This window comes from Brotaphodocola sp. (genome assembly GCF_050873065.1).
GTDB lineage: Bacteria > Bacillota > Clostridia > Lachnospirales > Lachnospiraceae > Brotaphodocola.
On sequence record NZ_JBNMIC010000002.1, the window covers coordinates 1 to 26,634 of the forward strand.

A 26,634-nucleotide genomic window follows, 5' to 3' on the forward strand; every position below is an offset into this window, starting at 1 on the left:
GAAAAGTCATTCACAAGCGCTTCGCTCGACTTGCATGTGTTAAGCACGCCGCCAGCGTTCATCCTGAGCCAGGATCAAACTCTCAAATTAAAGTTTGTTTCCCGATCCAATGATTAACTACTAGCTAATAATTAAACCGTTCTACTGTTGTTTGGTTTGTTTTGTTTCTGAATTTCTCAATTCAAAGATGCCTTTACCAAAAGACTCTTTTTTATAAGAATTTTCAGGGTTTTAAACACTGTTCAATCTTTCATTTTCAAGGTTCAGTTTGTTGCTTTTGTTCTCAGCAGCAACTCGTTCATTATATCAGAGTGTCGCGAGTTTGTCAAGCACTTTTTATTTTTATTTTTTCGATCTTTTTCAGATCGTTGCTCCGTTTTGCGGTGCGTTCATTATATTACCAGACCCTCCACAAAATGTCAACCACTATTTTACATTTTTTTACATTTTCTTTTTTCAGATTTTCCCATTCCTCTCCACACCCCCGCAAATCCCGGTATTTATGCTCATTTTCACCAAATACTTTCCCGTTTTCTTCGATTTCTTATTGTTTTTATAAAAAAACAGGTTTTTCTCAACAAATCATGTTATGATTACGTTAAGAAGTCATTATTTATTCTATCTATTAATCAGGGGGATTTTTTTCGTTTATGAACGCCACAAAAAACAGCCGAATCATCAACGGCATTGCCTTCGGTTTTTCAGCCGCATTTCTTATCTCAGCAGGAATCGCTACATTATATACGGGGAAAACGATTTCTGCGGTTTTATATGGATGGTATCTGATCATGATCACTCCATGTCCCCTCGTCACCGACTATTTCGCTGTCGGCGGTCTTTCCAGCGCCATGCTCAATGCCGGCGCCTGCGGTCTTCTGTGTGCCATTTTGATGGTCAGCCTCAAAGGTGAATCCCGTGCCAACACGATGGCGGGATATTTTCTTGTCGTTGCGCATTGTTTTTACGGATTAAATATCCTGAACATGCTGCCCTGCCTCTTTGCTCCTTTTATCTATTTAAAACTGAAACACTTGAACTTTAAGAGTAACCTGCATGTCTGCATGTTCACCACCTCTTTTGCTCCATTCATCAGCGAATTTTTGTTTCGCTACACGATCGGGGACAATTTTGTTTTCGGACAGGTGCAACTCACTGCGAAAGGCGTAATCCTTGCAATCCTGTTCAGCCTGATGCTCGGTTTTGTCGTACCGGCGATCCTTCCGGGTGCACATGCCTGGCACAAAGGCTACAATCTGTACAACGGTGGACTGGCATTCGGCATCTTCGGTTTTCTCGTATTTAACTTCATGTACCGCACAATGGGAATCGAAGTTCCGAGTTCTCTCGTCGTGGACACTCCGGTCTATGAACATTTTGGTCACAGTTTTCGCCTGTACGGAAACTGTTTTTACCTGACAATCTTTGCAATCTGCATCGTAAGCGGATATCTTTTAAACGGAAAGAGTTTTCATGGACTGAAACATCTGTTTAAAGACACCGGTTTTCGGAGTGACTTTGCAGAAAAGTACGGAATGCCGATCTGCCTGATGAACATTGGATTTTACGGCTGTATCTTCTTAATTTATTTAAATCTTGCCATTCAGTTCTCCGAGGGTGCCGGTTTCACCGGTCCGACTTTTGGAATTGTTCTGGCTGCACTGACCTTCACCGCAATGGGACAGCATCCGCGCAACATCCTGCCGATTCTTCTCGGCTATGAATGTCTGTACCTGTTCACCCTGTTTTTCTGTCATATCAACGGCAGACAGCTCACCTGGTCAATCTCGATGCAGGGTTACTTAAACGGTGCGGCTTTTGCCACCGGCATGAGTCCGATTGTCGGACGCTACGGCACACGCGCCGGCATCGCCTGCGGCTTTTTATGCGCCTCGATCTGTACGGCAACAAGTGCTCTCCACGGTGGTTTCGTGCTCTATAACGGCGGCTTTACTGCCGGAATCACAATCCTGATTGTTCTGCCAATCCTCGAGCACTATGTTCCTGCCACCCGCGAGGAGATGAAAGATCAGAATATGAATATGAGGGATCTGATCACCCTTGTCCAGAACAATGTGGATCCCAATCTGATCCGCCCATACGATTCCTCCCGCTACAACGAGCTTGGCGACGATATGGACGAACATTGAGCTTTCCGATACAAAAAGATACAAAAACAGCAACCCTGCAACAAAAAAGCCTCCGCTGACCATTTTACTGGCAGCAGAGGCTTTTTTTAATCTAAAAATATCTCAAAACGCCGCTCAAGGCTGTCTCATATCCCATCTCGAGTGAATTCCGCTCCACATACTCTTCCCTCGTGTGCGCCCCTGCACCAAAACACGTTCCATAGCACACACTTGGAATTCCCATTGAAAGTGGAATATTGCAATCCGTAGAAATCGGAACCAGTTCCGGCACCTTTCCGGTCACATGCGTGAGTGTCTCTCTTGCAAAATCAAGCATTTCCCGGCGGGTTTTCTCCTGACTTCCGCTCAGCCGCTCGCAGGGGCGCAGCCCCACAACTTCCACCGTTACCTCTGCACCCTCTCTCTTCTTTGAAAAAATCTCCTCAAAGCGCGCTTTCATCCACTCAAGGCTGTCCGCATCATCCGAACGGTATTCACAGAGCAGGTGAATTTCCTGAGCGATGGTATTGACTGATGTTCCGCCCTCGATCACGCCGACATTGTAAGTTGTCTTCCCACCTTCCGGCACCGAGATCTCATAAATCTCCCGAACCAGATCTGCCATAACCGCAATCGCATTGGTGTTTCCAAAACAGCTGTACGAGTGTCCACCCTCCGTCTTCACGCTGACACGAAAGCGCTCTGATCCCACTGCCCGGCAGGCGATGGTATCCATCGTACAGTCAAAACTTGTAAATGCCGCAATTCTCGTTCCATAATCCTCACAGATCTTTCGAGACCCCCTGAGATTTCCAAGCCCTTCTTCACCCGTGTTGCACACAAACAGAACGCCGTATCCGTCTGCCGGTTTCAAATTTCTCTGTGCGACATACTTTGCGGAGAGCAGAAGTGCAACAAGGTTTGCCGTGTCATCTCCGACACCCGGACAGTATAAGCGTCCGCCCTGCTCTTTCCACGGAAGCGGAGTCTCATCCGGGAACACCACATCCATATGTGCCATAAAGACAATCACAGGATTTGTTTTCGTCACATGATGCGGATACACCACATTTCCGGCAGAATCCACATAGACTCCTTTTGCCCCGTTCGCCTCAAGCCAGTTTTTGCAAAACTTTGCCCGGCGTTCTTCATGATTCGACGGCGCCGGAATCTGCGCCAGTTCCTTTAGAAGCTCATATCCCTCTTCTGCATGTTCCCTGATGTACGATTTTTCTTCTATTCCAAGTTCCATGATCCCATTCCTCTCCCGTATGTTTTTTGCTTGTTAACGCTCCCTCTTGCCTGCACTCGCAAACTCGTGCTAACACACTCCTCTGTCTGCTAACGCAGACGGTTTGCTCGTTAACGCTCATTATATCACCGAATTTGAGGAATGGGAACGCACCGCTGCAATCATCCGGCGAATCTTTTGGGGATCTTTTTTTCCATCAGTCTCAACTCCGCTGCTGACATCCACCCCGAACGGCGAGAATCTCGCAATCGCAGCGGCGGCATTCTCCGGGTTCATTCCCCCTGCAAGAAACCATGGTTTTTGAATCGGCAGATGGGAATCAATCAGATTGTGATCAAACGTCTTTCCCGCCCCTGCATTCACCGCATCCAAAAGCAGGTAATCTGCCTCACTCTGATCCCAGATTCCAAGATCCGTCTCTGTGCTCATCCGAACTGCCTTAATCAACGGAACCTTTCTGCCAAGATGCATCCTCAGTTTTTCAAGATCACAGGGAGTCTCTGTGCCATGCAGCTGGACCATATCGATGACCTTCCCGGCAACAAGGCATTCAATCTGCTCAACCGGCGCGTTCACAAACACCCCGACCACCAAAATCTCAGCACTCAGGCGCGCGCGAAGTTCCATTGCCAGCTCCTCACTTACCTGTCTGCGGCTTGGCGCAAACACAAATCCTGCAAAATCAGGTCGGTACCTATTCAGCGCATCGATATCCTCCATCCGTGTCAATCCACAAATTTTCACTTTCGTCTGTTTTGTCTTTTTGCTGTCCGTCATTCTGTGATCTGCCATTCTGCTGTCTGCCATTTTATTTTCATTTTCCCCCAAGCTGTCTCAATGTCTCTGCCTTATCCGCACTCCTCATCAGAGTTTCACCGATCAGCACGGCATTTGTCCCGTTCTCATAAAGTTTTCTCATATCCTCTGCTCCCCGGATTCCACTCTCCGATACAAACACGATCTCTCTCGGCACAAGACTTCTCAGACGCACAGAATTATTGACATCCACCTGAAATGTTCTCAGATCACGGTTATTTACCCCGATGATCCTCGCTCCGGCATTCTGCGCGCGTTCTACTTCTGTTTCATCGTGAGCTTCCACGAGGGCAGAAAGACCAAGCTCATGCGCCTGCGCTAAATATTCCTTCAACTGTCCATCATCAAGAATGGCACAGATCAGAAGAACTGCCGATGCCCCAAAGACTTTTGCCTGATCGATCATGTAGGAATCCACTGTGAAATCTTTTCGAAGAACCGGAATGGAAACCATCTTTACAATCTCCTTAAGATACTGATCGCTTCCCTGAAAATAAAATGGCTCTGTCAGAACCGAGAGCGCACTCGCGCCCGCCTGTTCATACTCTCTTGCAATCTCAAGATACGGAAAATGTTCTGCAATCACACCCTTTGACGGAGATGCCTTTTTTACCTCGCAGATAAAAGAAAGCCCCGGTTCTCTAAGCGCTTTTTCAAAGCGAAATTTTCTATCTTCGGGATTCCGAGCAGACTCTGCAAGTTTCCGCATCTCCTGCGCAGATATGTTTTTCTTTTCTTCCTGAATTCTCGCCCTTGTCCTCTCTGCAATCTCATCCAAAATCATACGATTTTTTCCCCTTTATTTTTCACTTTTATTTTTCTGACGGATCATTCAGACCTTTTGAGCCATTTACAAAGGCTTCGAGCTGGTGCTTTGCCCTTCCGCTGTCAATGATCTCTCCGGCAATCCTGATTCCGTCCGCGATTGATTCTGCCTTTCCTGCCAGATAGATCGCTGCTCCGGCATTCATCATCACCGCATCTCTCTTAGGACCTTTCTCTCCGTTCAGAATTGCCATTGTAATTTCAGCATTCTCCTGCGGTGTTCCGCCAGCCAGATCTTCTTTCTGGCATCTCGAAAATCCAAACTGCTCCGGCGTAATCTCGTAACTGGTAAATGCACCGTCCTTTACCTCGCAGACTTTTGTCGGTGCACTCATCGAGATCTCATCGAGATGATCCGTTCCATACACGACAAGAGCTCGTTTCACACCGAGATTTGCAAGGACCTGGGCAAGCGGCTCCACTAAGGTCTCATCATAGACTCCCATCAGCTCCATATTTGCACCTGCCGGATTCGCTAACGGTCCGAGAATATTGAAGATGGTTCGAATACCGAGTTCCTTTCTCACCGGAGCAACGTACTTCATTGCGCCGTGATATTTCTGTGCAAACAGGAAGCAGATTCCTATTTTTTCCAAAAGTTCCCTGCTTTTTTCCGGAGAGATCGTGATGTCAACACCGAGTGCCTCAAGCACATCTGCCGCCCCGCATTTGCTCGACGCAGCGCGGTTTCCATGCTTTGCGACCGGAATTCCCGCCGCTGAAATCACAAGGGCGGACGTTGTGGAAATGTTAAACGAGTTTGCCCCGTCTCCACCGGTTCCGACAATTTCAAGCACATCCATCTCGTGAAGCAGGCGGACACAGTGCGCTCTCATTCCTGCCGCAGATGCCGTGATCTCCTCCACTGTCTCTCCCTTCATCCCAAGTGCAGTCAGGTAAGCACTCATCTGCACCGGGCTTGCCTCACCCTCCATGATCTCATTCATCACCTGCTCTGCCTCATCATAGCTGAGATTCTCTTTTCTGTATGCTTTTAAAATAGCTTCCTTAATCATCGTCGCTCTCTCCTTTTTTATTTTTCTTTCCGTGCTGTTTCAGACCTCACCATGATTCAGATTCCACCGGATTTTGTAAATCCGTTTTCGCTGCAAAGGCGGAGAAAATTTTCAAGAATCGTCCTGCCATCCGGCGTCAGGATGGATTCCGGGTGAAACTGCACCCCAAACACCGGGCTCGTTTGATGTTCCACTGCCATGATCTCTCCGTCCTCTGTCCTCGCTGTCACAACCAGTTCTTCCGGCATCGTCTCTTCCTCTGCCGCCAACGAATGATACCGTCCGACCGGAATTGTGTCATCCAGTCCCGCAAACAGCCGGCTCTCCGGATCAAGCGAAATCTCTGAGACCTTTCCGTGCATCAGTTCCTTCGCATATCCCACAGTTGCCCCGTATGCCCTGCAGATTGACTGATGGCCGAGACAGACTCCAAAAATCGGGATCTTTGCTCCGAGTTTCTGCACCACTTCTATGCAGATCCCGGCATCCTCTGGTCTTCCCGGCCCCGGCGAGAGAATGATCGCCCTCGGATGGCATTTTTCAAGTTCCTCCACTGTGATCTGATCGTTGCGGACCACGCGGATATCCGGGTCAATGCTTCCCACAAGCTGATAAAGGTTATAAGAAAAGCTGTCATAATTATCAATCAAAACAATCATTCGTCCATCCCTTTCTGTGCCGTGTCAATCGCACTCACAACTGCTCTCGCCTTGTTCAGGCACTCCTGATACTCGTTCTCCGCTATGCTGTCCGCAACAATTCCCGCGCCCGAGCGCACGTAAACCTTTCCCTGTTTCGCATAGGCAAGGCGGATTGCAATGCACACATCCAGATTTCCGGAAAAATCCAGATATCCGATTGCTCCCCCGTAAATTCCCCTGCGTCCGCCCTCGAGTTCCTGAATGATCTCACAGGCTCTGAGCTTTGGCGCTCCGGACAGGGTGCCTGCCGGAAGAATCGCATCAACTGCATCGACCGCATCACACTCGGGGCGAATCGTTCCGCTCACAGTCGATCCAATGTGCATCACATGGGAGTATCTCTCGATCTCCATATATTTTTCCACGCTCACGCTTCCGATGCGGCTGATTTTTCCGATGTCATTCCTGCCAAGATCCACCAGCATATTGTGTTCCGCGCGCTCCTTCTCATCTGCGAGCAGTTCCCGCTCAAGTCTCTGATCTTCTTCCCTTGACGCTCCCCTTGGGCGGGTTCCGGCAAGCGGGTAAGTGAAAAGTTTCCCATCTGTGAGTTTGACGAGCGTCTCGGGGGAAGCTCCGGCAATCTCGATGTCATCGCTGAAGAAATAAAACATATACGGGGAGGGATTCGTCGTCCGAAGCACGCGGTACACATCGAGAAGACTTCCCTCCATCTGTGCTTCCAGACGATTTGAGAGAACCACCTGAAAAATATCTCCCTCGCGGATAAAATGTTTTGCTTTCTCTACCATCTCACAATATTTTTCTTTTGAGAATGTCGGCCGAAGCTCTCCTTTCAGTTTCAGAGGCTGATTCGGTGACAGTTTCCCATTTCGGATCAGATAAGCGAGGCGCTCTAATTCCAGTTCTGCCTTGTGATACTCCTCCTCCATCGCATCTGTTTTCATATTGACGATCAGAATGATTTTCTGGCGGAAATTGTCAAATGCGATCACTTTGTCAAACAGCATCAGATCCACATCTTTGAATGAATCTTCATCCGCTTTCTCAAGTTCAAGAGTCGGCTCCGCGTACTTGATGTAATCGTAAGAGAAATACCCCACAAGTCCTCCGGTGAATGTCGGAAGATTTTCAAGGCGCGGGCTTTTATTTTCCTCGAGAATCTGACGAATCGCATCTTTTGGATGATCGACTTTCTGTGTCACCGTCGTGGCCCCCTTGATTGTGAGCACTCCATCCTGGCAGCTGATCTCAAGAAGCGGGTCAAACCCAAGAAACGTGTATCGCCCCCACTGTTTTGACTCCTCCACACTCTCAAGCAGATAGCAGTGACGGCTCACCTGCTTTAAAATTCTCAGAACTTCCAGCGGAGTGCGAATATCTGAGTAAATCTCTTTGCTTAGCGGAATTCTTCCGTATCTGCCTTCCTCAGCCAGTTTCTTTGCCTGTTCAAGCGTCATCATCTCTCTTATCCTCCTTCTGACCAGATCAATCGAATGTGGAATATATGATATAGATGGTACGGAGCATTTTTTGTATGGTAGGACGCAGTTTCTTATCATACAAAAAAGTCCCGTCCATGACAGACTCTCAAAATAGAAAGTCTGCCAAGGACGGGACTGGATGTGTTCACTATGCCCGCGGTGCCACCTTGATTCACTTCACCGGAAGCTCTGATTGAACCGGACTTTTCATTTTTCAATAATAATGATCCGTTCTGTATCACATATCACTCCGGCTTCCGTGCGCTTTACGGAATACCATCATATTCCTGACCTCTCACGCGTGTCTCACGTCGCAGAATACTCAGCCGTCTTTTCCTCGCCGGCTTTTGACTGCGCCCTCCGCGGTCCATTTAACAAGCTGCGTTCTGACGGTTCTCAGCCTCCCGTCTCTCTGTAAGTGCACGATTTGTTTTTATCTCCGCTTCATCGGTTTGATTGAATTTATATTTTGTTTTTTCACATTTTAAGACTTTTTTCAATGTTTGTCAACTATTTTCTGTATCTTTCTCTCAACCTTCTCTTGTATCGGTCTTTTCTGTTTTTGCAGCTGTCTCTGCATCGGCATCGCCCTGTGCCTGAAGCGTAAACCAGAACTCCACGCCACCTTCCACATTTGCAACTCCGCACGTCTGATGATGAATATCCATGATTGCCTTCACAATCGAAAGACCGATTCCGCTTCCACCGTAAGCTCTCGTTCTCGCCTTGTCCACCTTGTAGAATTTCGTCCAGAGGTTCGGAAGATCCTCCTCGGGAATCGGATTTCCGGTGTTGAAGACAGTCACTTTCACACTCTCCCCGCTCTTCTCGACGCGGATCTCAATCCTGCGCTCTCCCTCAAGATGATGAATCGCATTTGTCAGATAGTTCGTCACGACTTCCTCAATCTTGAACTCATCTGCAACCACCATGCACGGTCCGTCCGGCTTAAAGCAGACGTTCGCCTCGTTTTGCTGAAGCAGAATCGAGGAAGAGCGTATCAGATCCTGAATCAGCTCTGTGATGTCAAACGCATCCATCGTCGCCGTATCATTTCCAAACTCCAGTGCCGTCAGTGTCAGAAGCTGCTTGACCATCTTGTTCATCTTCCCGGCCTCATCCATGATGACCTCACAGTAATAGTTGCGGCTCTCCTCATCCTCGCACATTCCCTCGGTCAGGCCCTCCGCATATCCCTGGATCAGGGCAATCGGGGTCTTGAGCTCATGCGAGACATTCGCGATAAATTCCTTTCGCATCTCATCAATCTGCGTCTTCTCGTCAATATCGTGCTGGAGCTGACGGTTCGCATCCTGAAGTGCCCCGATCGCATCTTTTAATCGGCTCGAGAGATTGTTCATATTTCGCCCGAGAACTCCGATCTCATCCTTGGCATCCGCCTCATAGTGGGCGTCAAAATCCAGATTCGACATTTTTTCTGAGAGTGCCGCAAGCGCAAGCACCGGCTTTGTCACACGGTCTGCGACAAAATACATGATGATCGTTCCGAGAATCAGAGCCGCAAGTCCCACAAATGTCGTAAAACGGTTCGCAAGCATCACGCTGTCATGGATGCCTGCAAGCGGCATTGACATGATAAACAGCGTGCTGTTGTCGGAAAAGAAGCCCCACGCCTCCATGTAGCTCGCATTGGACCGCTTGTCATAATTGGTCTCCACGAGATAATTGTCGTGCTGTTTTAAGACCTGGGCATCGCCTCCACCTTTTCCGAGCACATAGCGCTGCACCTTCTGGGCGAGAAAATCGCTCTCACGCCCGGAACTTAAGAAGGCCTTTCCAGTGGAACTGTCGATCAAAACGGTTGTCAGATTGTTTCTCTCCCCGTAAGTCCGAATCGTGCCGAGAAGGGTGTCACTGTCCTCATCCGAAGTTGTGGCGATCTGGTACTTGTTTTTCTTTCGTTTTTTCTGATGCGTCTCGGAGTCGGTGCCCTGCTCACCCGCCTCCTCGTCCTCATCAATCGGCATCTGTCCCCAGCGCTTCCACTCTGCCTCTAGCTCACGGCTGATCACACTGCTGATGCTCTCACCGTCCTGCGCTTCCTCCATCACCGCATGATTAACCGTATTGTAAGCTTCCTCCATCACCTTGAGTTTCTGGTTGACGTAGTAGCGCTCAAGCCACCAGTTATTGACGACGAGAATCGCAAGAATCGTCGCCACCATCAGTCCCATGTAAATCAGCATGATGCGGTGACGAATCGAATGGCGCATACTCTTGTCCTGATGAAGCTGTTTCTCAATCTTTCTGATTGTCATCATCCACCTCGAATTTATATCCCATTCCCCAGATTGTCTTGATGTAGTTGCCCTTCTCTCCCATCTTGCTTCTCAGCTTTTTGACATGGGTATCGATTGTGCGCGCATCGCCGAAGTAATCATAATTCCACACATTGTTGAGAATCTTCTCTCTCGAGAGGGCAATTCCCTGATTTTCGATGAAATAGTTGAGAAGTTCAAACTCCTTATAGCTTAAATCAATCGGCTTTCCATCGATCGTCACCTGATGTGCTGCCTTGTCGAGACAGATTCCTCCGACATCGGAGACTTCCTTGACCGCCATATTGCTCCGGCGCAGAATTGCCTCGACGCGCGCAACGAGAATCTTCGGGCTGAACGGCTTGGAAATATACTCGTCCACGCCGAGCTTAAAGCCCTGAAGCTCGTCTCTCTCCTCACTGCGCGCAGTCAGCATGATGATCGGCACCTTCGAATACTGGCGGATCGTCCGGCATACCTCCCATCCATCCATCTTCGGCATCATCACATCGAGAATAATCAAGGAAATATCCTTCTGCTTAAAGAACAGATCCACGGCCTCCTCGCCGTCCCCCGCTTCCAAAACCTGAAATCCTTTCACGGTGAGGAAATCCTTCACCAGTTTTCGCATTCTCGCCTCATCATCCACGACAAGCACTTTTAATCCATCCATTGTCTCATCCTCCTGACTATCGTATTTCATCGTATTCCAATTCCATCTTAATTTCAGATCGACGCCACGTATCTCATAATTCTGGCTTTTTCTCCGGTACCTTAGAAGGCTTCTTTGGTACCTGTTATCTGCATTGTAGCAGATTTATTTTCGCATTTCCACGTTTTCACAGAGATTTCACAGACAGACTCTTCACGACCTTTTCCTTGTTTTTCGACCCATTCTGTGCTAGAGTTTGTCTGAAAATATCCTTACTTACCGGAGGTCAACGATTATGGACATTCGAATTGCATCAAAAAAGGACGCAGCTGCCCTCTTAGACATCTACGCCCCCTATGTGACAGACACTGCCATCACGTTTGAATATGAAATTCCCTCTGTCGAAGAATTCGCAGAGCGGATTGAACACACCTTGAAACGCTTCCCTTATCTCGTCGCTGAGGAAAACGGAGTTCCCGTCGGCTATGCGTATGCCGGTCCGTTCCACGATCGCCCTGCCTACGACTGGGCCGTCGAGACCTCCATCTATGTAGATCGCTCCCGCCGCAAAAACGGAGTCGGCCGTCTCCTCTACCATGCTCTCGAGCGCACGCTCTCCGCCCAGAATATTTTAAATTTAAACGCCTGCATCGCCTGGCCCGCATCTGAGAACGATCCCTATCTGACAAAGGACAGCGTTCGTTTTCACGAGAAACTCGGCTACCGCCTCGTCGGAGAATTCTATGAGTGCGGATACAAGTTCCACCGCTGGTACAATATGGTCTGGATGGAAAAACACATCGGAAAACATCTGACAAATCAGCCTGCCGTGATCCCGTTTTCCGATCTGCACGACGTCTCTAGCTATCTGCAAAATCTTTAGCAGACAATTTTTGCCCGGCTTCCGGTCTTTCCCGCCTGCCGGGTTTTCGTGACCACAATCTTATTCTCAATGCGGTCCTTGAGTTCTGCGACATGGGAGATGATTCCGACAAGCCGGTCTCCCTCTGTCAGATTTTCGAGAGCCCGCACCGCCTGCGAGAGCGCATCCTCATCGAGGGAGCCGAAGCCCTCATCCACAAACATTGCATCGAGCCGAATGCCTCCCGCACGCGCCTGAATCTCATCCGAGAGACCGAGTGCGAGGGAGAGGGATGCCTGAAACGTCTCTCCTCCCGAGAGTGTCCGGACACTTCTCTGTGACCCGTTGTAATGGTCAATGACGTCGAGTTCAAGTCCCGATTTTTCTTTTCTGTTTTCTGAATCGCTGCGCCGCTTCAGCTCGTACTGGCCGCTGCTCATCGTCATCAGGCGCAGGTTCGCCCTTCTGAGGATCCGGTCAAAATACGCCATCTGCACATAGGTTTCAAGCTCAATCTTTTCTTTCCCGGAAAGAGTCCCGTTTGCCGTGTCAGACAGAGCACGCATCCACATATACTTCTGCTCCGCATTCTCAAGTTCCGCCTGTCTGATTTTGACGCGCGCTAAAATCTCCTCATTGTTCTTTCCCGCTGCATACTGATCCTGAACACTCCGGTTCCACTCGCGCTCCTGTGCCTCAAGTTCCGCGATTCTCTGATCGGAAGAAAGTTCCTCTCTCTGCCCGCTCTCTCTCCGTTCCTGTTCAAGCTGCATCAGTCTCTCTCTGCGAAGCCGGACACTCTCCTCCATGCGCGCCCTCATCTCCCCTGCGCTTCTGCGGGCTTCTTCTGCCTGTTTTAAAGCTTCCTCCAGCTTTCTTTTTTCTTCCTGTTTCCTTTGGATCAGCCAATCCAGATCGCCTTCTTCCTGCAACGTCTCTGAAATCAGGCTGTTCTCCGGTTCTTCCTCTTCCTGCCGGATCAGCTCTTTCTGTTCTGCATACATTCCGGCAAGGGCGACTTCCGCCTTCTGGATCTTCTGACGAATCTCAAGGCGCTTCTTCTCCATCTGCCCGGTCCATCTCTCCCACTGCTGATACTCGTTTTCCTCCTCACTCAGCACGTTCAGACAATCTTCAATCTTTTTAATCTGCTCCGTGAGATCCATATCCAGATCGACAAGATCTGCCTCGTCATTTCTTCCTCTGTCATTTCCTGCCTTGGCATTCTTCTCCAAAAATTCTCCGGCGCGCCGTACAAACTCTTCTCCCTCCTGATCTCTCTGCTCCATCCACTGCGCCGCACGCACACTCGCGCGCTGCGACCTGCGGCGGATCTCCTCAAGCTTCTCTTTTTCCCGCTCAAGCTCCGCCTTCTCCGGAACATGCTCAGCAAGATGTGCCGGATTTGGATGTTCAAGCGAACCGCAGACCGGACACGGACTCCCCTCCCGCAGATGGCGCGCAAGAACTCCTGCCTGTGCATCGAGAAACATCTGTTCCAGACACAGATACCGGTGCTCGGCCTCTGCCCGCTCTTCTGATGTCCGCCGGTATTCCTTTTGTTCCCGCTCAAGCTGAAGCTCTAACTGACGAAGATGATTTCCCGTCTGCAAAAGCGCACTTCCCTCAGCCTGACGTTTGATCCGCCCGGCATGCTCGGCCGCTCTCCGCTTCACGGACTCCTCACTCTCAAATTTCTCTGCACAGCATGCAAGCTCTTCCTGAGCGTTTTCCCGTGAACACTCCTCATCCTGAATCAGATTCTGTAACTTGCCAAGACGACTTTTTCGCATTTCCCGGCGTTCTTTCCGTTTCTGTTCCTCCTGAAGAAGTAAAATCTCCTGCTGGAGACCCTGGCCACGCCCGGCCTCTGCCCAGCATTTCTCATATTCCTGCCCTGCCTGCTTCTGTGCCTTAACCGCACACTCAAGCTGTTTTTCATCCTGTTCCAGTTCCAGACTCAGATGCTTACACTGCTTCATCCGCTCCTGATCTTTCCGCTCTCTCTGCAAGCGGTCGCGGCACACGCTGAGATGATCCTGCAAGTTTTTCAGACGCTTCGCATCCGCGGCACAGAACTCCTCTAACAATTTTATTCCATGAACCGTACAGCCCTCAAAACGGGCTGCTTTCATGTTCTCCCACTCGGCGATCCTGTCTGATCTGTCTGCATCCTCATCCCCGTCTTCTCTCAGATCCTCTTCATCCTTTTGTCCCGGGATCCGGACTCCGTCGAGATACTGAACCATGCTCTTTCGCGTCTCATCGTATGTCTTCCAGCACTCTTTTGCAGAATTCTTCAAGCGGTTCTGCAATTCCTGATATGGTCCCGTGTGGAAAATCTGTCGAAAAATCTCTGACCGCTGCATAGTGCCCGCAAGGAGAAGTTTCTGGAAATCTCCCTGTGCAATCATCGCAATCTGCGTAAACTGGCGGTAGTCGAGCCCGATCAGTTGTGTCACCGCCCGGGTCACTTCACGAGTTTTTGTGACCGGAAGTCTCTGATCCGGAAATGTCAAAACAGCATCTGCCTTCTGGACTGTCATTCCCTCCCCGCGCGTCTTTGGACGCCGGTACTCCGGATTTCTCCGCACCGTGTAAGACTTTTCCTGACAGGAAAAAGTCAGCTCCACAAAAGTGTCTGCCGCCGGTTCTGCATACTTGCTCCGAAACATTCCGGCATCGCGCACCTGTCCGCTCGCCTCCCCATAAAGTGCAAAGGCGATCGCATCAAAAATCGTCGTCTTTCCCGCTCCCGTATCCCCGCAGATCAGATAAAGACTCCCTCTTCCAAATTTTGTAAAATCAAGTTCTGTCCGTCCCGCATAAGGTCCGAACGCACTGATAATCAGATGTTCCGGTCTCAACCTTACCTGCCTCCTTCCGAGAGAATCTTTTCGAGCTGTTCTAGACAGAACGCTCTCTGCTGCTCGCTCATTGCACCATTATTCTGAATCTCATAGAATTCCTCAAACAGTTCAAGCTCAGATTTCTTTTCCACATTCTCCGCCGACTCCACACTCTGGTCATCTCTCGTCCTCCGGTTGTCGTACATCAGCTGCATCAGATTCGGATAGATTACCCTGAGTTTTTGCAGACCGTCCGGGATATCCTCCTCGTCCGTCAGTGTTGCCCGGAGATAATCCTCCGTATTCGTTCCCTCATAGAATGATTTTGCCGTCAGCTCTAAATACGTCCCGCGAATCTCCCGAAGATCGCGAAGCGGATGAAGCGGAATGGTTCGAATCGAAGTTCTTCCCTTCTCTGCAAGCTCCACAATCGTCACCGACTTGTTCTGATGCACTTCCGAGAAGGAGTACTTGAGCAAAGTTCCGCAGTATCGGACGCTCTCCCTGCCCACACTCTGGGGACCGTGCAGATGGCCGAGAGCCACATAGTCAAATGCATCAAAGAGTTCTGCCGGAATCTGGTCGACTCCGCCGACTGCAAGCTCTTCCGACTCACACCGGCTGGCCCCCGTCACAAACTGATGCGCCACAAGCACATTTCTCTCCCCGGGAGTGCACTCCATATGGGCGAGCGCCGTTTTAACAGCATCCTCCGTCGTCTCCACCTCATCGTCCTCCCACACATGGCGGACAATTGCCGGTTTCAGAAATGGGAGCAGATGAATCCGAACCGTGCCCCACTCATCACTCAGACAGATGTTCCGAATCTTTCCGTCATAGACCGGCGAGACATAGACATGGCTCTTTTCCATCAGAATATTTCCGAATGCAACGCGCTCCGCACAGTCGTGATTTCCATAAATCACACAGACTGCTTCACAGATTTCTGCGAGGGCGCTCAGAAATTCATCAAACACCCCCACAGCCTCCGCAGACGGCACTGCGCGGTCATAGATATCTCCCGCTAAAATCACCGCAGACGGCTTCTCCGCCCTGGCGATCGCAAGCACTTCCCTCAAAATGTGTCTCTGATCCTCTAACATCGAATACTCGTAAATTCGTTTGCCGATGTGAAGATCAGACAGATGCATCAGCTTCATTTTTTATTTCTCCTCTTTTTTATGGACACCCCGGTAAATCATAACAGAAATAAGTCCGGAGACTGCCTCCGTCACCCAGAATGCATGCCATACTCCGACTGCACCGAGAAACTGACTCAACAGCCATGCCATCGGAATGATAATAACCACATAGCGGCACAGAGAGATCATTAACGACGGAATTCCCTTTCCAAGCGCCTCGAGCGCTCCCGAGGAAACCACAGAGAGCGCAGACACGATAAATCCAAGGCTGATAATCCGAAGAGCCTCTGCTCCCGCCTGAATCGTCTCTGTTCTCGTCGTGAACATCTGAATCAGGGACCCCGGAACGAGCTGACAGAAAACCGTTCCCGCCACCATGATTCCTGCGGACAGCGCAAGTGCCGTCACATAGATCTGGCGCACTCTCTTTTTCTCCCCCGCACCGTAATTATATCCCATTAACGGGCGCATTCCCTGAATAATTCCGTTTGCCGGAAGGTACAAAAATGTCTGGAGCTTATAGTAGACACCGAGCACAAAAACATAAATCTGACCATATCCCGCAAGAATGATATTCAAGGCAGACACGAGCAGGGACGGCAGTGCAAGATTCAGCGCCGCGGGAATTCCGATCGCATAAAGGCGGATTCCCATATTCCGCGTCGGTTTCATCTGACTGAGACGGATATGGACGGAAATCGGTTTGATTGCATAGAAAATCACATATAACCCTGCATTTACCGTCTGTCCGATTCCGGTCGCAAGCGCCGCTCCCTCAATTCCAAGTTTTGGAAATGGTCCGAGTCCAAAAATCAGAATCGGATCCAGAATGATATTTACGACACAGCCCATGATCATGCAAAACATTGAGACTGCCATTTTTCCGACCGCCTGGTACGTCTTCTCAAATGCCAGTTCCACAGCAAGCGCAACCGCAAACAAAAATACGATGTTGGAGTAACGCACGCCGAGAGAAATGATCTCCTCATCTCCGGTAAAAAGCCGCAAAAACGACGGCATGACCGCAATGCACACAACCGTCATAAGCAGTCCCTGTGCAACATTATAAAACAATCCCTGCGAAGCTGCATCATCTGCTTTCTTAAAATCTTTCGCCCCGAGATAAAACGCAATCACTGCGTTGATTCCGACGCCAAATCCGATCATCAATGCATTCACGAGATTCTGAAGCGGATAGACGAGCGACAGCGCCGTCATCGCACTTTCACTGATTTTCGCGACAAAAAAGCTGTCCACGATGTTGTAAAGCGAATTCACCATCATGGAAATGACCATCGGAAGTGCCATCGACAGCAGAAGTCCGAGAACCGGCTTCTCTTTCATTTGTGTCTGTTTCATTTTCTGTTTTCCCCCTGTCCTGTTTTTTCCGTTTATTTTTTGTGTATCCCTGTGGAAGATTTTTGTTTCCCAGAATACAAGTTCCCATACGTTTTCCCAGATATGTTCTAGTCATTTTTTATGTCTTTTCCTGCGAAAGCACATCCTCGCGGATCGTTTTTGTATGATAGGACGCAAGTTCCTATGCAACAAAAAACGCCACGCAGCCACCGGACAAACCGGAAACTGTGTGGCGAAAATAGAGTCTCTCTAGAAAAATCCACATCCTCATGGGTTTTAGCAAACGCGATTATATCATCAACCTTCATCCTGTGTCAAGCACAAAGCCATTTCCATCTGCTCTCTCACTTACCGCACAGAATTTTCTGTTCCGAAAACTCCTGCCCGTGTACAGTAACCAGAAATTCCCAATGCGAAAAATTCCTTTTCAGGAACGGTAGCCAGTTTTTCATTCCGGTGCTATAATGAATCTGAATTTGACAGGAGGAAAAGCGATTAATGACTCTTCAGGAAACGATTTTAAAACATATTGATATCGACTATTCTTACCGTCTTGCAAAACGGATGGAACAGTTTCGTTCCAACGAAGTTCTGGGTTACCGCAGTGCCGGTTCCCGGGCAGAATTTGAGACCGGCGAGATGCTCAAAAAAGAAATGGAAGCCATCGGTCTCTCAGATGTGACAAAAGATGCCATCACTGTTGACGGATGGGAATTTAAAAAAGCGGTTCTTCATTTCACGGAAGAAAATGGAAACTCCCGCGAGGTCCAGCTCGGCGCCTACCAGACGACGCTCGTGACGGATGGCCCCGAGGAATTTGAACTGATGTATCTCGGAAAGGGAACTGCCTCCGACTACGAGGGAAAGGATGTCACAGGCAAACTTGTTCTCGTTGACATCAACCAGCGCGATGAGTGGTGGATCAATTATCCGGTTTATCAGGCTCATTTAAAAGGAGCACGCGCACTGATCGCCGTCCAGTGCGGAGGATACGGAGAGATCGATGATGAAGCGCTCAATGCACAGGATATTGCGGGACCGGAGGATGCCCCTGCATTCTCAATCTCACGCAAAGACGCCGAAGCACTCAAGCACCTGCTCCACGCCAAGGAGGGAGTTGCCGGGGACGAAAGCGTCAAAGTCATTCTCGATTCTGACACGCGCGTCATCCGCGACTGCACGACTTACAACATCGTCGGACGGATTCCGGGACTTCACCCTGACCGCATGGTGATGCTCTCCGCCCACTACGATTCCTACTTCAGCGGATTTCAGGATGACAACACGGCAATCGCGATGATGATTGGCATCGCAAAAGCCCTGATCGACAGCGGATTCAAGCCGCGCAATACGATCGTCTTCTGCGCGATGGCAGCGGAAGAATGGGGGGTTGCAGATTCCAACTTTGACTGGTCCACCGGCGCTTACGAGCAGGTCTTCACCGCCCATCCGGAGTGGGTCGGCAAAGTCATCGCCGATCTGAACTTTGAGCTTCCGGCACTTGCCCACGGCACCCGTGCACGCATCCGAAGCTGTTATGAGTACACCCAGTTCCTTGAGGATTACCTCTCCGAGCTTCCCGAGCTGACCCGGGCTTACCCGGAGGAGACGAGAATCACCGCTCCGATCGAGACCTGGTCGGATGATTTCTCAATTGCCATCTCCGGAATTCCGTCGATGGTCAATGACTTCACCGGCGGCAGCTTTATGGAGACTCATTACCACTCCCAGTTTGACAATGACGAGTTCTACGATGCTCAGGTTTACCGCCTGCACCATGAACTCTTTGCCCTGCTGATTGTGGCTCTCGATGAGACAGCCGTTGTTCCGCTCTGCTTCGCCCCGGTCATGCATCACGCTTTCCACGGACTTGACGACAACGATCTGGATTTTTCCGAGAACAGCAAACACGGACTGCACTCCGGCACCGATGCTTCCGGCGCAGATCTGGAATTCCAGATTTCTTCTCTCTGTGACCTGCTGCGCATCGCAGAGCAGAAAGCCTGGAGAGACTACGATGACCTTGAGGTGTCAAACAACCTGTACCGCCATCTTTTAAATGAGGGCGAGGATGCGCAGGCGGAAGAACTTTTCCAGAGAGCACGTGAGACGGAGGCACTCCTGCTCGACCGCTTCAAAAAAGCGCAGGACGCACTTGTCCGCATCGACTGGTACGGAAATGTCCTGTATCCGCACGAGATTCTTCTCAAAAACTTAAAGCTCGTCTCCGGATCCATCCACGCGCTGAAGAGCGGAAAACTCTCTTCTGCACTCAGACGCCTCTATCAGGTCGACAACAATGCATACGCCTTCATGTTTGATGAAGATGTCTACAATCACTTCACCAACTATGTGCTTCACCAGCCGAAAGAGCGCCTGAAATGGGGATATGGACGTCTGATGCCCCATGAGAACCTCTACGGTCTGGTCAAGAGCCTTCTGAAAAAGCAGGAAACCGGCGAAACGGATTACGAAGAGGAAATCCGTCAGCTCACCGTCATTCGGGACAACCAGCACAGATTACTTGCGGACACGCTGGTAGAACTCTCCCGACTGGTCAAGACGGTATTCCTGTAAGAACCAACAACATTTTACTAGAGGAATATTCACGAAAGGAAAGACAACCGTTCTCATACGGTCAATCAATTTATGGACAGTAACAAACTATACCGCGTACAGCGCAAAGATTTGCCACAGCTTGAACAGCTTTTAAACCGATGTTTTGCACATGATCCCCTTTACGAAACTCTGATTCCCGATCCGGATGTGCGCAAGCGTTTGATGCCGGAACTGTTTCACTGCGATATGGACGAGTTCTACGAGACCTGCGAAATCTTTGCGGACAGCCCGGATTTAAACGGAGTTCTCGTTGTCTCCGATGAGGCGGAGCCGTACAACATCTTCCAGTTTTATCTTGCAGAGACAAAGGCAAAACTTCAGACAGACACCTACCTGATCAAGGAAGACCACTCCCTCAAGACTTTTCAGAACTTTTTGAAGGGAAATGATTACCTCAACTCCAGCTGGACAGACCAGCTGCATCAGGACCAGCGCCTCCACATCATCTATCTGGCAGTGGATCCGCAGATGCAGCACCACGGCATTGCCGCTTCCCTGATGGAAGAAGCGATTGATTATGCTGAAAAACACCGCATGATGATTTCTCTTGAAACACACAATGAGAAAAATCTTGATTTCTATCATCATCTGGGATTCAAGACTTACGGTGTGATGAAGAGGAATTTTCCTCTCAAGCAGTATTGTCTGATCCGTGAAATTCAGTAACTTAAACGTACATATAACCAACTTATTACTCACATAAAAATAACGTGGCTCAAGATCATAAAAAACGGATCCTAAGCCACGTTATTTTGGGTTTTATGTCAATAGTTAGGGGGCGGGGCTTTTTAATTCTTCCTCGCTTAATTCGCTCCCGCAAAATTCAAATTCATCGCGAGAATCTGCGCATTCACCTCACTTGTCTCCTCCTTTGTCAGATATCCGCAGACCTGCATCCGGCTGAGCACCTTCTGCTGGCGCTTTGCCGCAAGATCGGGATGTTTTGACGGGGCATAGCGGGACGGGGCATTCGGAACACCCGCGAGAAGCGTGCACTCGTAGTCACTCATCTTCGACGGGACTTTTCCGAAATATCCACGGCTTGCCTGTCCAACGTTCTGGTAGCCGTCCCCGTAATAAATGCTGTTGACGTACAGTTCGAGAATCTCCTCCTTGGAATACTTCTGCTCGAGATCCAGTGCTAAAAAGACTTCTGCAACCTTTCTCGAGAGCTGCTTTTCCTGACTGAAATACAGGTTCTTTGCAAGCTGCTGGGTGATCGTGCTTCCGCCCTCCACATACCGTCTGGCTTTTAAATCCCGGACCAGAGCCCGTCCAATCGCAATCGGATCAAGTCCAAAATGGTGATAAAACCGATGATCCTCTACAGACACAACCGCCTGCGCATAGGTATCGGGAAGCTCCGAAAGTTTTGTATATCCATTTTTCGCCCGGATCTGTGCAATCTTGTCGTCAAGACTCTGCGCCTCAACTGCCTCCTGATATGCCTCATATCCTTCCTTCAGAACGGTGAACCCGGTACAACTCATCACCGTCAGCGCTGTCGCTGTCATCCATCCAGTTAATTTTCTCAGTCTCATGTTCACCGCTCCTTCCGCGTATTTTATAAATTCTTCTTCATGAATTTCTTTTATGAAACTTTCTTTTATCGATGTATTTATTCTAGCACGGAAGGAGGCGGTAAGACTTTACCAATCTCTTATACTTTATGACAATATTTGGAAAATTCTGACGGATTTATTACAAGATTCGGAATGCCATCTTCATGTTTTCAACACAGTTTCTACACAATTCACGATTTCCCACAAGCATAAATAAGAAGCCCCCCAAAAGTCAGATCCGAAAATCTAACATCTGGAGGTCTTCTCTGGAAATACGGGAATAGCAATCAACCCTTATAAAATTCGATCATTTCATCCAGCGATTTCTGCTTGACAAGCGGTGCCTTTCCGAAAGAGCCAAACCGGACAATCAGCGTTCCGACAACCTCTTTGACTCCGCGCTCAAGGCAGTCCACAATTGCGGCGACATCCTCATCCGGAACCGTTCCATACATCACGGTATCCATGATCGGCGGAAGGAAGACTCTCGGATCAAACTGATCCCGTTTCGTCTCAAGAAGCTCATAAATCGCACCGATCGATGCGCTTGTCCGCTTCTCAGGGTACTTTGCAAAAAGCTCCTTCATGTTGCGGGTCACTGCAAGACGAATGTCTGTATCGACGTTGATCTTGCTGATGCCACACGGAATGGCCGCCTTCAGTTCCTCGATCGAGATACCGTAAGTGTTGCTTAGGGTTCCGCCAAGTGCATTGATCTCATCCACGATATACTTCGGCACGGTGGAGGAACCGTGGGAAACGAGGGCACAGAAAATTCCGAGATGATTCAGACATTCCCGAATCGCAATCGGGATCTCTTTTCTGAGTTTGACATTCTTTCCCTTTGAGGCGCCATGCATCGTGCCATAGGAAACGGCAAGGGCATCAACTCCGGTATTCTGGATAAATTTCACTGCATCGAGCGGATTCGTGTATGTCGAGGAAGCCGCAAAGACGTGATCTTCCACTCCCGCAAGAACGCCGAGCTCTCCCTCCACGCTCACCCCTCTCGCGTGCGCATATTTGACAACTTCCCTCGTCAACTCCATATTCTCCTCAAACGGAAGCGACGAACCATCAATCATGACGGAAGTGTATCCCCCCTCGATCGCTGCCACACACGACTCAAAATTACGCCCGTGATCGAGATGAAGCACAATCGGAATCTCTGAATCTGCCCCATATTTTTTCACGGCATCCGCGATATTTTTTGCGCCGATCTTCTTGTCCTCAATCGTCGCATTCGCAAAATCTGTCCGCCCGCCCATGAATCCATTTGCGAGATCTGCTCCCTGCAAAATGGCAGCGGATCGGAACATCTCATGCACCTCAATCACAGCCTTCGCCTGGGCAACTGCATTCACATTGAATGCACCCTGCCCAAATCCATATGTTACCGTCGCCTCAAGAAGAGGACGTAAAGGAATCAGCGGCATAAATTTTCCCCCTTATCTATTCATCCGAAAGTCCGCCTGATGCTCCATCTTTTTACATGTGATGCATATGGGCAGCACAATGGCAGTCCTGTGCACCCTTTCCATCCGGCGTCTCCCCCTCCATCATCAGATGCACGGCACCCAGCTTGAATGTCTGCGGGAGTGCAAGAATATTCGGGTTTGGTCCGACATACTTCTTCATCGCATCTGCTAAAGCCTCCTCGATTGTCGCACGGGTCTTGAGTCCCATTCCGCGCGCATAGCCCGGTTCCTGGGCTCCGCAGAGGTAAATCGCCGACGTGTTCATCTCCGCAATGTGTGCACAGCTTATCATCGAGAAGCCGTGGAACGGATGAAATGCATTGCAGAAGCGATATTTGCGGATGTACTCCTCATTCGTCGCAAAATACTCACCGTAGCGGTTCAGATCCGGAAGCGTGTTCATGTAATCTTTCTGGAACATCTCATAGAGTTCTCTCAAATACGGCCAGCGCTCATCGTGGAAATATCCATTGCAGATGGAAGAACAGATGATAACGCAGTTGTCGCTCATCACGCGCTTGTGCCGGATCACCTGAGCCGAGATTGCCTGCATGAGCATGATCGGGTTTGTTCCCATTCCGTTTCCATAGTGGAACGCCTGCGGCATACCGAAAATCATCACATCATACTTTTTCTTTGCCCACGGCACATAGGTGCGCTTGTCTGCCATGATCCAGGAGTGCGGCTGCATAACCTTTGCATAGCCGCTGTTGATCTCAATCTGGCGGGAATAGGTATCTAAAACTGCATCGCAGCAGAAGAACTTCTTGCCCATGCACTTCTCCATGTGCTGACCGATCTCATCAAATTTCGTGCGCATCAGGGATTTTCCACTTACCGGGGTGAAATCTGCACGGTGCATAACCTCCGGGACATGGTGGGAGGCAATGGAACGCCAGTGCGTGATTCCGGTCGCACAGTGTTTGTATCCACCGGAATATCCGCCGTAAGGATTTCCCTGCGTGTGTCCGATCAGAATCGCCACATCGCTGTCATACACATATTTGTTCATCAGAACCGGATCCCCGCGGTCTGTCGTTCCGAGATCTACCATGTGATCGTAGTCCTCGCTGTCGTGGGTGATGATCTGATGGCTGTACCAATATTCCTGAAACAGCTCCGGCCCGAGAATCTGGCGAAGTTCCTGTTCCGTGCTTCTCGGATGCAGACCGTTTGAGCAGATCAGAAGAATGTCCTTTTTCTCCACCCCTGCGTTGTAGAGCTCCTGTAAAATCAGCTTGATCGATACTTTTCGATGGGAAGTCGGCTGAGTGCCGCCCTTCACGATGTCCGGGAAAACGATCGTGACCTTTGATCCCTTGTGCGCAAGCTCAGACAGAGGCGGCATTCCCATCGGATTGCGGATAGACTCGAGCGTCTTTGCCTCTATCTGATCTTCCGGAATACACGGCGGATCCGGCACGGTTTCCCCGGGAATAAAAACATCTGTGGTATCCGGCAATTCTGCACTCATCAGTCCCTGTCCATATTCAAACGATAACTTCATTCTCCGTCCCTCCTGAATCAATACTTTTTGTCTTTCTCTACACCATCCATGTAAAGGCGGATGATCTCCAAATACTCCTCCGGATAGAAACCGATCTCCCCGGAAAATCTGGTCAGTGCAATCAGACCGCCATCCATTGACGGCACACCTGCAAGCAGCTTTGCATTCTCCTTCTTCAGACCGCCTCCGTAGACGACATCCATTCCACCGGTGACTTCCTTGACATAAGCGCCGATTTTCTCCATATACGCCTGATCCGGCGGAGTCTTTCCGGGTCCAATCGCCCAGATCGGCTCGTAAGCGATTGTGATCTCAGACCGCTCCACGCCCGCAAGCCCCGTCTCAAGCTGTTCTTTGAGCACGTCTCTCCAGACCGGCTGTTCCTCGGCAGATTCCCCGATGCAGTAGAGCACCTTCATTCCCGCGCGCACGGCCTCCCGGATCTCCTGATTTAAAATGCGGTTTACGGCTTTTCGCACCGCATCTTCTGGAATCTCAGGTGTCCCCGCAGAATGCATCAGTTCCCTCATGATTCCGCTCTTATCCCGTCTCTCCTCACAGTGGCCGATCAGCACACTCTCACAGCCGAGGGCCCGCATCGCGTTTGCGGTTCTTCCGGTCGTGAATGCTCCAAAATTTCCTCCGCACTCGGTATCCGCGCGGAAGACCCCCTGACAGCCGACCTGAATCGGGCTGTTCTCTCCGAGAGCTTCCAAAGCCGGAATCAGATGAGCTTCCGGAAAATACATCGCAAATTCCACGTCTTCCCGGTTATACTCCCGCAGGGCATCCTGCGTATCCCGAATAATCTTTGCTCCCCACTCCCGGATCGGTGCAAGTGCATTCACCCCTCCGGCCTCTTTCGGAATATCAAATCGTTTCAGATTCAGATAAATATGTTTCATTCGCTCTTCCCCTTCCGTTCCCAGTAGGACTCCTGAAAATCGATAAACTCCCGGTGTTTGATATCTGCAAGCGGTCTGCACCATGAGACAAATGCATCCGTCACATCATTTCCCCGCGTGTTGATGTAGGAGTCCGGTACTTTTCGCTCATACATCATGACTTCCTGAATCGGAACTGTTCCCGGATGCATCCGGTAACTTCCGTCCGCACGGTCCTCCCGCACAAAGCTGACCATCACGCCGGTCTGTCCGGAGTGCGCTGCCTCAAATGCGGTTCGCCCTGCAAGCACCGCCTCCTCCCGGTCGACCGCTGACTGGAGCGGAATCGAAGCCCGCCCGCAGATTCCCGGTTTCTCGCTTCTCGCCTTGATTCCAAGCTTACGGATCACAAGCTCCGCAAGATACGCTCCGACATCTCCGTAGTACACGGAACGCCCCGAGCGAAACAGCGGAGGCACGATCGGTTCCCCGTTCTCCTTTTTGAGTCCCTCACTTGCGACGACGACCACTCCGCCAAGTTTTTCGTGCAGGCGTCTGACATCCTCGAGGAATTCCTCCTCCCGGAACGGGCGCTCCGGCAGATAAATCAGGTGCGGGGCATCTCCCTTTTTCTCTCGCGCGAGAGCGGATGCTGCGGTGATCCATCCGGCATTTCGTCCCATCGCCTCGACAATGCACACATGAATCGGCAGCGATTTCACATCGGCGCCAATCTCGGCAACCGTCTCCGCCAAGTAGCGCGCCGCGCTTCCATATCCCGGTGTGTGATCGGTGACTGCAATGTCATTGTCGATCGTTTTCGGAATTCCAACCACACGGATTCCCGTGTTCTCACATGCCTTCTGGATCTTTCCGCAGGTATCCATCGTTCCGTTTCCACCGGTCGGAAGCACATATCGGATGTTCCACCGCCCAAAAATCTCCGGCATTTTCGCGTAATCCTCATCACTCAAGGCATACCGCGAGGAACCGATCGCCGTGCCGGGTGTCACAAGAAGGCGTTTTAAATCCTCTTCCGGAACCTGCATCAGATCCAGAAAATCCTCCTTCAAAATCGCCTCACTGCCTCCGATCGCCCCATACACATGAGAAATCTCTCCGCTCTCTCTCGCCGCCAAAACAGCCCCGTAAAGAGAGGCATTCAGCACAGCTGTCGGACCTCCGCCGTGGATCACGAGCACATTTTTTTCCATCTTCCGATCCGCTCCCTTCTGCTTTTTCGCTGCGGGTTCTCTTTCC

Annotated in this window: 20 protein-coding genes and 1 rRNA gene; 4 read left to right on the forward strand and 17 right to left on the reverse strand. The window is 50.1% G+C overall.

The genetic code is table 11. The features are described 5' to 3' along the window. Positions 1 to 90, reverse strand: a 16S ribosomal RNA gene (locus ACR0QE_RS00915); the annotation flags it as partial. A 560-nt stretch (positions 91 to 650) separates the two neighbouring features. Between ACR0QE_RS00915 and ACR0QE_RS00920 the strand changes: the two genes are divergently transcribed. Beyond that, a complete protein-coding gene (locus ACR0QE_RS00920) occupies positions 651 to 2,147 on the forward strand; it encodes a DUF1576 domain-containing protein (protein ID WP_432626506.1) in 1,497 nt (498 codons plus the stop codon). Positions 2,148 to 2,238: 91 nt separating this feature from the next. Here ACR0QE_RS00920 and ACR0QE_RS00925 read toward each other — a convergent pair whose 3' ends face one another. From ACR0QE_RS00925 to ACR0QE_RS00960, 8 genes are all read right to left on the reverse strand, one after another. Beyond that, positions 2,239 to 3,378 carry a M20/M25/M40 family metallo-hydrolase gene (locus ACR0QE_RS00925; protein ID WP_432626507.1) on the reverse strand — a complete coding sequence of 380 codons (1,140 nt, stop codon included), beginning with the start codon at positions 3,376 to 3,378 and terminating at the stop codon, positions 2,239 to 2,241. A gap of 120 nt (positions 3,379 to 3,498) precedes the next feature. Next, a complete protein-coding gene (locus ACR0QE_RS00930; RefSeq protein ID WP_432626508.1) occupies positions 3,499 to 4,185 on the reverse strand; it encodes a phosphoribosylanthranilate isomerase in 687 nt (228 codons plus the stop codon). Positions 4,186 to 4,192: 7 nt separating this feature from the next. Further along, on the reverse strand, positions 4,193 to 4,978 hold the full coding sequence (trpC, locus tag ACR0QE_RS00935; RefSeq protein ID WP_432626509.1) for an indole-3-glycerol phosphate synthase TrpC: 786 nt from the start codon (positions 4,976 to 4,978) through the stop codon (positions 4,193 to 4,195). A 28-nt stretch (positions 4,979 to 5,006) separates the two neighbouring features. Continuing rightward, entirely contained in the window at positions 5,007 to 6,035 is a 1,029-nt protein-coding gene (gene trpD / locus ACR0QE_RS00940; protein ID WP_432626510.1) for an anthranilate phosphoribosyltransferase, read from the reverse strand. A gap of 56 nt (positions 6,036 to 6,091) precedes the next feature. Beyond that, positions 6,092 to 6,694, reverse strand: a complete 603-nt coding sequence (locus ACR0QE_RS00945; protein WP_432626511.1) for an anthranilate synthase component II — start codon at positions 6,692 to 6,694, stop codon at positions 6,092 to 6,094. Next, positions 6,691 to 8,160 carry an anthranilate synthase component I gene (trpE, locus tag ACR0QE_RS00950; protein WP_432626512.1) on the reverse strand — a complete coding sequence of 490 codons (1,470 nt, stop codon included), beginning with the start codon at positions 8,158 to 8,160 and terminating at the stop codon, positions 6,691 to 6,693. The genes ACR0QE_RS00945 and trpE overlap by 4 nt, the downstream gene beginning before the upstream one ends. 551 nt (positions 8,161 to 8,711) lie before the next feature. Beyond that, on the reverse strand, positions 8,712 to 10,415 hold the full coding sequence (locus ACR0QE_RS00955) for an ATP-binding protein (protein ID WP_432626614.1): 1,704 nt from the start codon (positions 10,413 to 10,415) through the stop codon (positions 8,712 to 8,714). Between the two features lie 25 nt (positions 10,416 to 10,440). Next, positions 10,441 to 11,133 carry a response regulator transcription factor gene (locus tag ACR0QE_RS00960; protein ID WP_432626513.1) on the reverse strand — a complete coding sequence of 231 codons (693 nt, stop codon included), beginning with the start codon at positions 11,131 to 11,133 and terminating at the stop codon, positions 10,441 to 10,443. 274 nt (positions 11,134 to 11,407) lie between these two features. Here ACR0QE_RS00960 and ACR0QE_RS00965 point away from each other — a divergent pair, with 274 nt between their 5' ends. Further along, positions 11,408 to 11,995 carry a GNAT family N-acetyltransferase gene (locus ACR0QE_RS00965; RefSeq protein ID WP_432626514.1) on the forward strand — a complete coding sequence of 196 codons (588 nt, stop codon included), beginning with the start codon at positions 11,408 to 11,410 and terminating at the stop codon, positions 11,993 to 11,995. Here the strand turns inward: ACR0QE_RS00965 and ACR0QE_RS00970 are convergent. From ACR0QE_RS00970 to ACR0QE_RS00980, 3 genes are read right to left on the reverse strand one after another with little or no spacing between them, the layout of a single operon-like run. Next, entirely contained in the window at positions 11,992 to 14,841 is a 2,850-nt protein-coding gene (locus ACR0QE_RS00970) for an AAA family ATPase (protein ID WP_432626515.1), read from the reverse strand. The genes ACR0QE_RS00965 and ACR0QE_RS00970 overlap by 4 nt on opposite strands. 2 nt (positions 14,842 to 14,843) lie before the next feature. Next, entirely contained in the window at positions 14,844 to 15,983 is a 1,140-nt protein-coding gene (locus ACR0QE_RS00975) for an exonuclease SbcCD subunit D (protein ID WP_432626516.1), read from the reverse strand. 3 nt (positions 15,984 to 15,986) lie between these two features. After that, positions 15,987 to 17,324 carry an MATE family efflux transporter gene (locus ACR0QE_RS00980; RefSeq protein ID WP_432626517.1) on the reverse strand — a complete coding sequence of 446 codons (1,338 nt, stop codon included), beginning with the start codon at positions 17,322 to 17,324 and terminating at the stop codon, positions 15,987 to 15,989. Between the two features lie 498 nt (positions 17,325 to 17,822). Between ACR0QE_RS00980 and ACR0QE_RS00985 the strand changes: the two genes are divergently transcribed. Both ACR0QE_RS00985 and ACR0QE_RS00990 read left to right on the forward strand, forming a co-directional pair. Further along, on the forward strand, positions 17,823 to 19,901 hold the full coding sequence (locus ACR0QE_RS00985; RefSeq protein WP_432626518.1) for a M28 family peptidase: 2,079 nt from the start codon (positions 17,823 to 17,825) through the stop codon (positions 19,899 to 19,901). Between the two features lie 72 nt (positions 19,902 to 19,973). Then, positions 19,974 to 20,609, forward strand: a complete 636-nt coding sequence (locus ACR0QE_RS00990) for a GNAT family N-acetyltransferase (RefSeq protein WP_432626519.1) — start codon at positions 19,974 to 19,976, stop codon at positions 20,607 to 20,609. 137 nt (positions 20,610 to 20,746) lie between these two features. On the opposite strand, the gene ACR0QE_RS00995 is transcribed toward ACR0QE_RS00990, so the two are convergent. From ACR0QE_RS00995 to ACR0QE_RS01015, 5 genes are all read right to left on the reverse strand, one after another. Continuing rightward, on the reverse strand, positions 20,747 to 21,484 hold the full coding sequence (locus ACR0QE_RS00995; protein ID WP_432626520.1) for a transglycosylase domain-containing protein: 738 nt from the start codon (positions 21,482 to 21,484) through the stop codon (positions 20,747 to 20,749). Positions 21,485 to 21,792: 308 nt separating this feature from the next. Then, positions 21,793 to 22,941: a class II fructose-bisphosphate aldolase gene (locus ACR0QE_RS01000; RefSeq protein WP_432626521.1), complete on the reverse strand. Its 1,149-nt coding sequence runs from the start codon at positions 22,939 to 22,941 to the stop codon at positions 21,793 to 21,795. 52 nt (positions 22,942 to 22,993) lie between these two features. Then, positions 22,994 to 24,490 (reverse strand): lactate racemase domain-containing protein, encoded by a 1,497-nt coding sequence (locus tag ACR0QE_RS01005; protein ID WP_432626522.1) that lies wholly within the window; start codon positions 24,488 to 24,490, stop codon positions 22,994 to 22,996. Positions 24,491 to 24,507: 17 nt separating this feature from the next. Beyond that, the gene (locus ACR0QE_RS01010) at positions 24,508 to 25,395 is read right to left on the reverse strand and encodes a triose-phosphate isomerase (protein ID WP_432626523.1); all 888 of its coding nucleotides are present in this window, start codon (positions 25,393 to 25,395) and stop codon (positions 24,508 to 24,510) included. Further along, on the reverse strand, positions 25,392 to 26,588 hold the full coding sequence (locus ACR0QE_RS01015; protein WP_432626524.1) for a diphosphate--fructose-6-phosphate 1-phosphotransferase: 1,197 nt from the start codon (positions 26,586 to 26,588) through the stop codon (positions 25,392 to 25,394). The genes ACR0QE_RS01010 and ACR0QE_RS01015 overlap by 4 nt, the downstream gene beginning before the upstream one ends. Positions 26,589 to 26,634 lie beyond the last annotated feature (46 nt).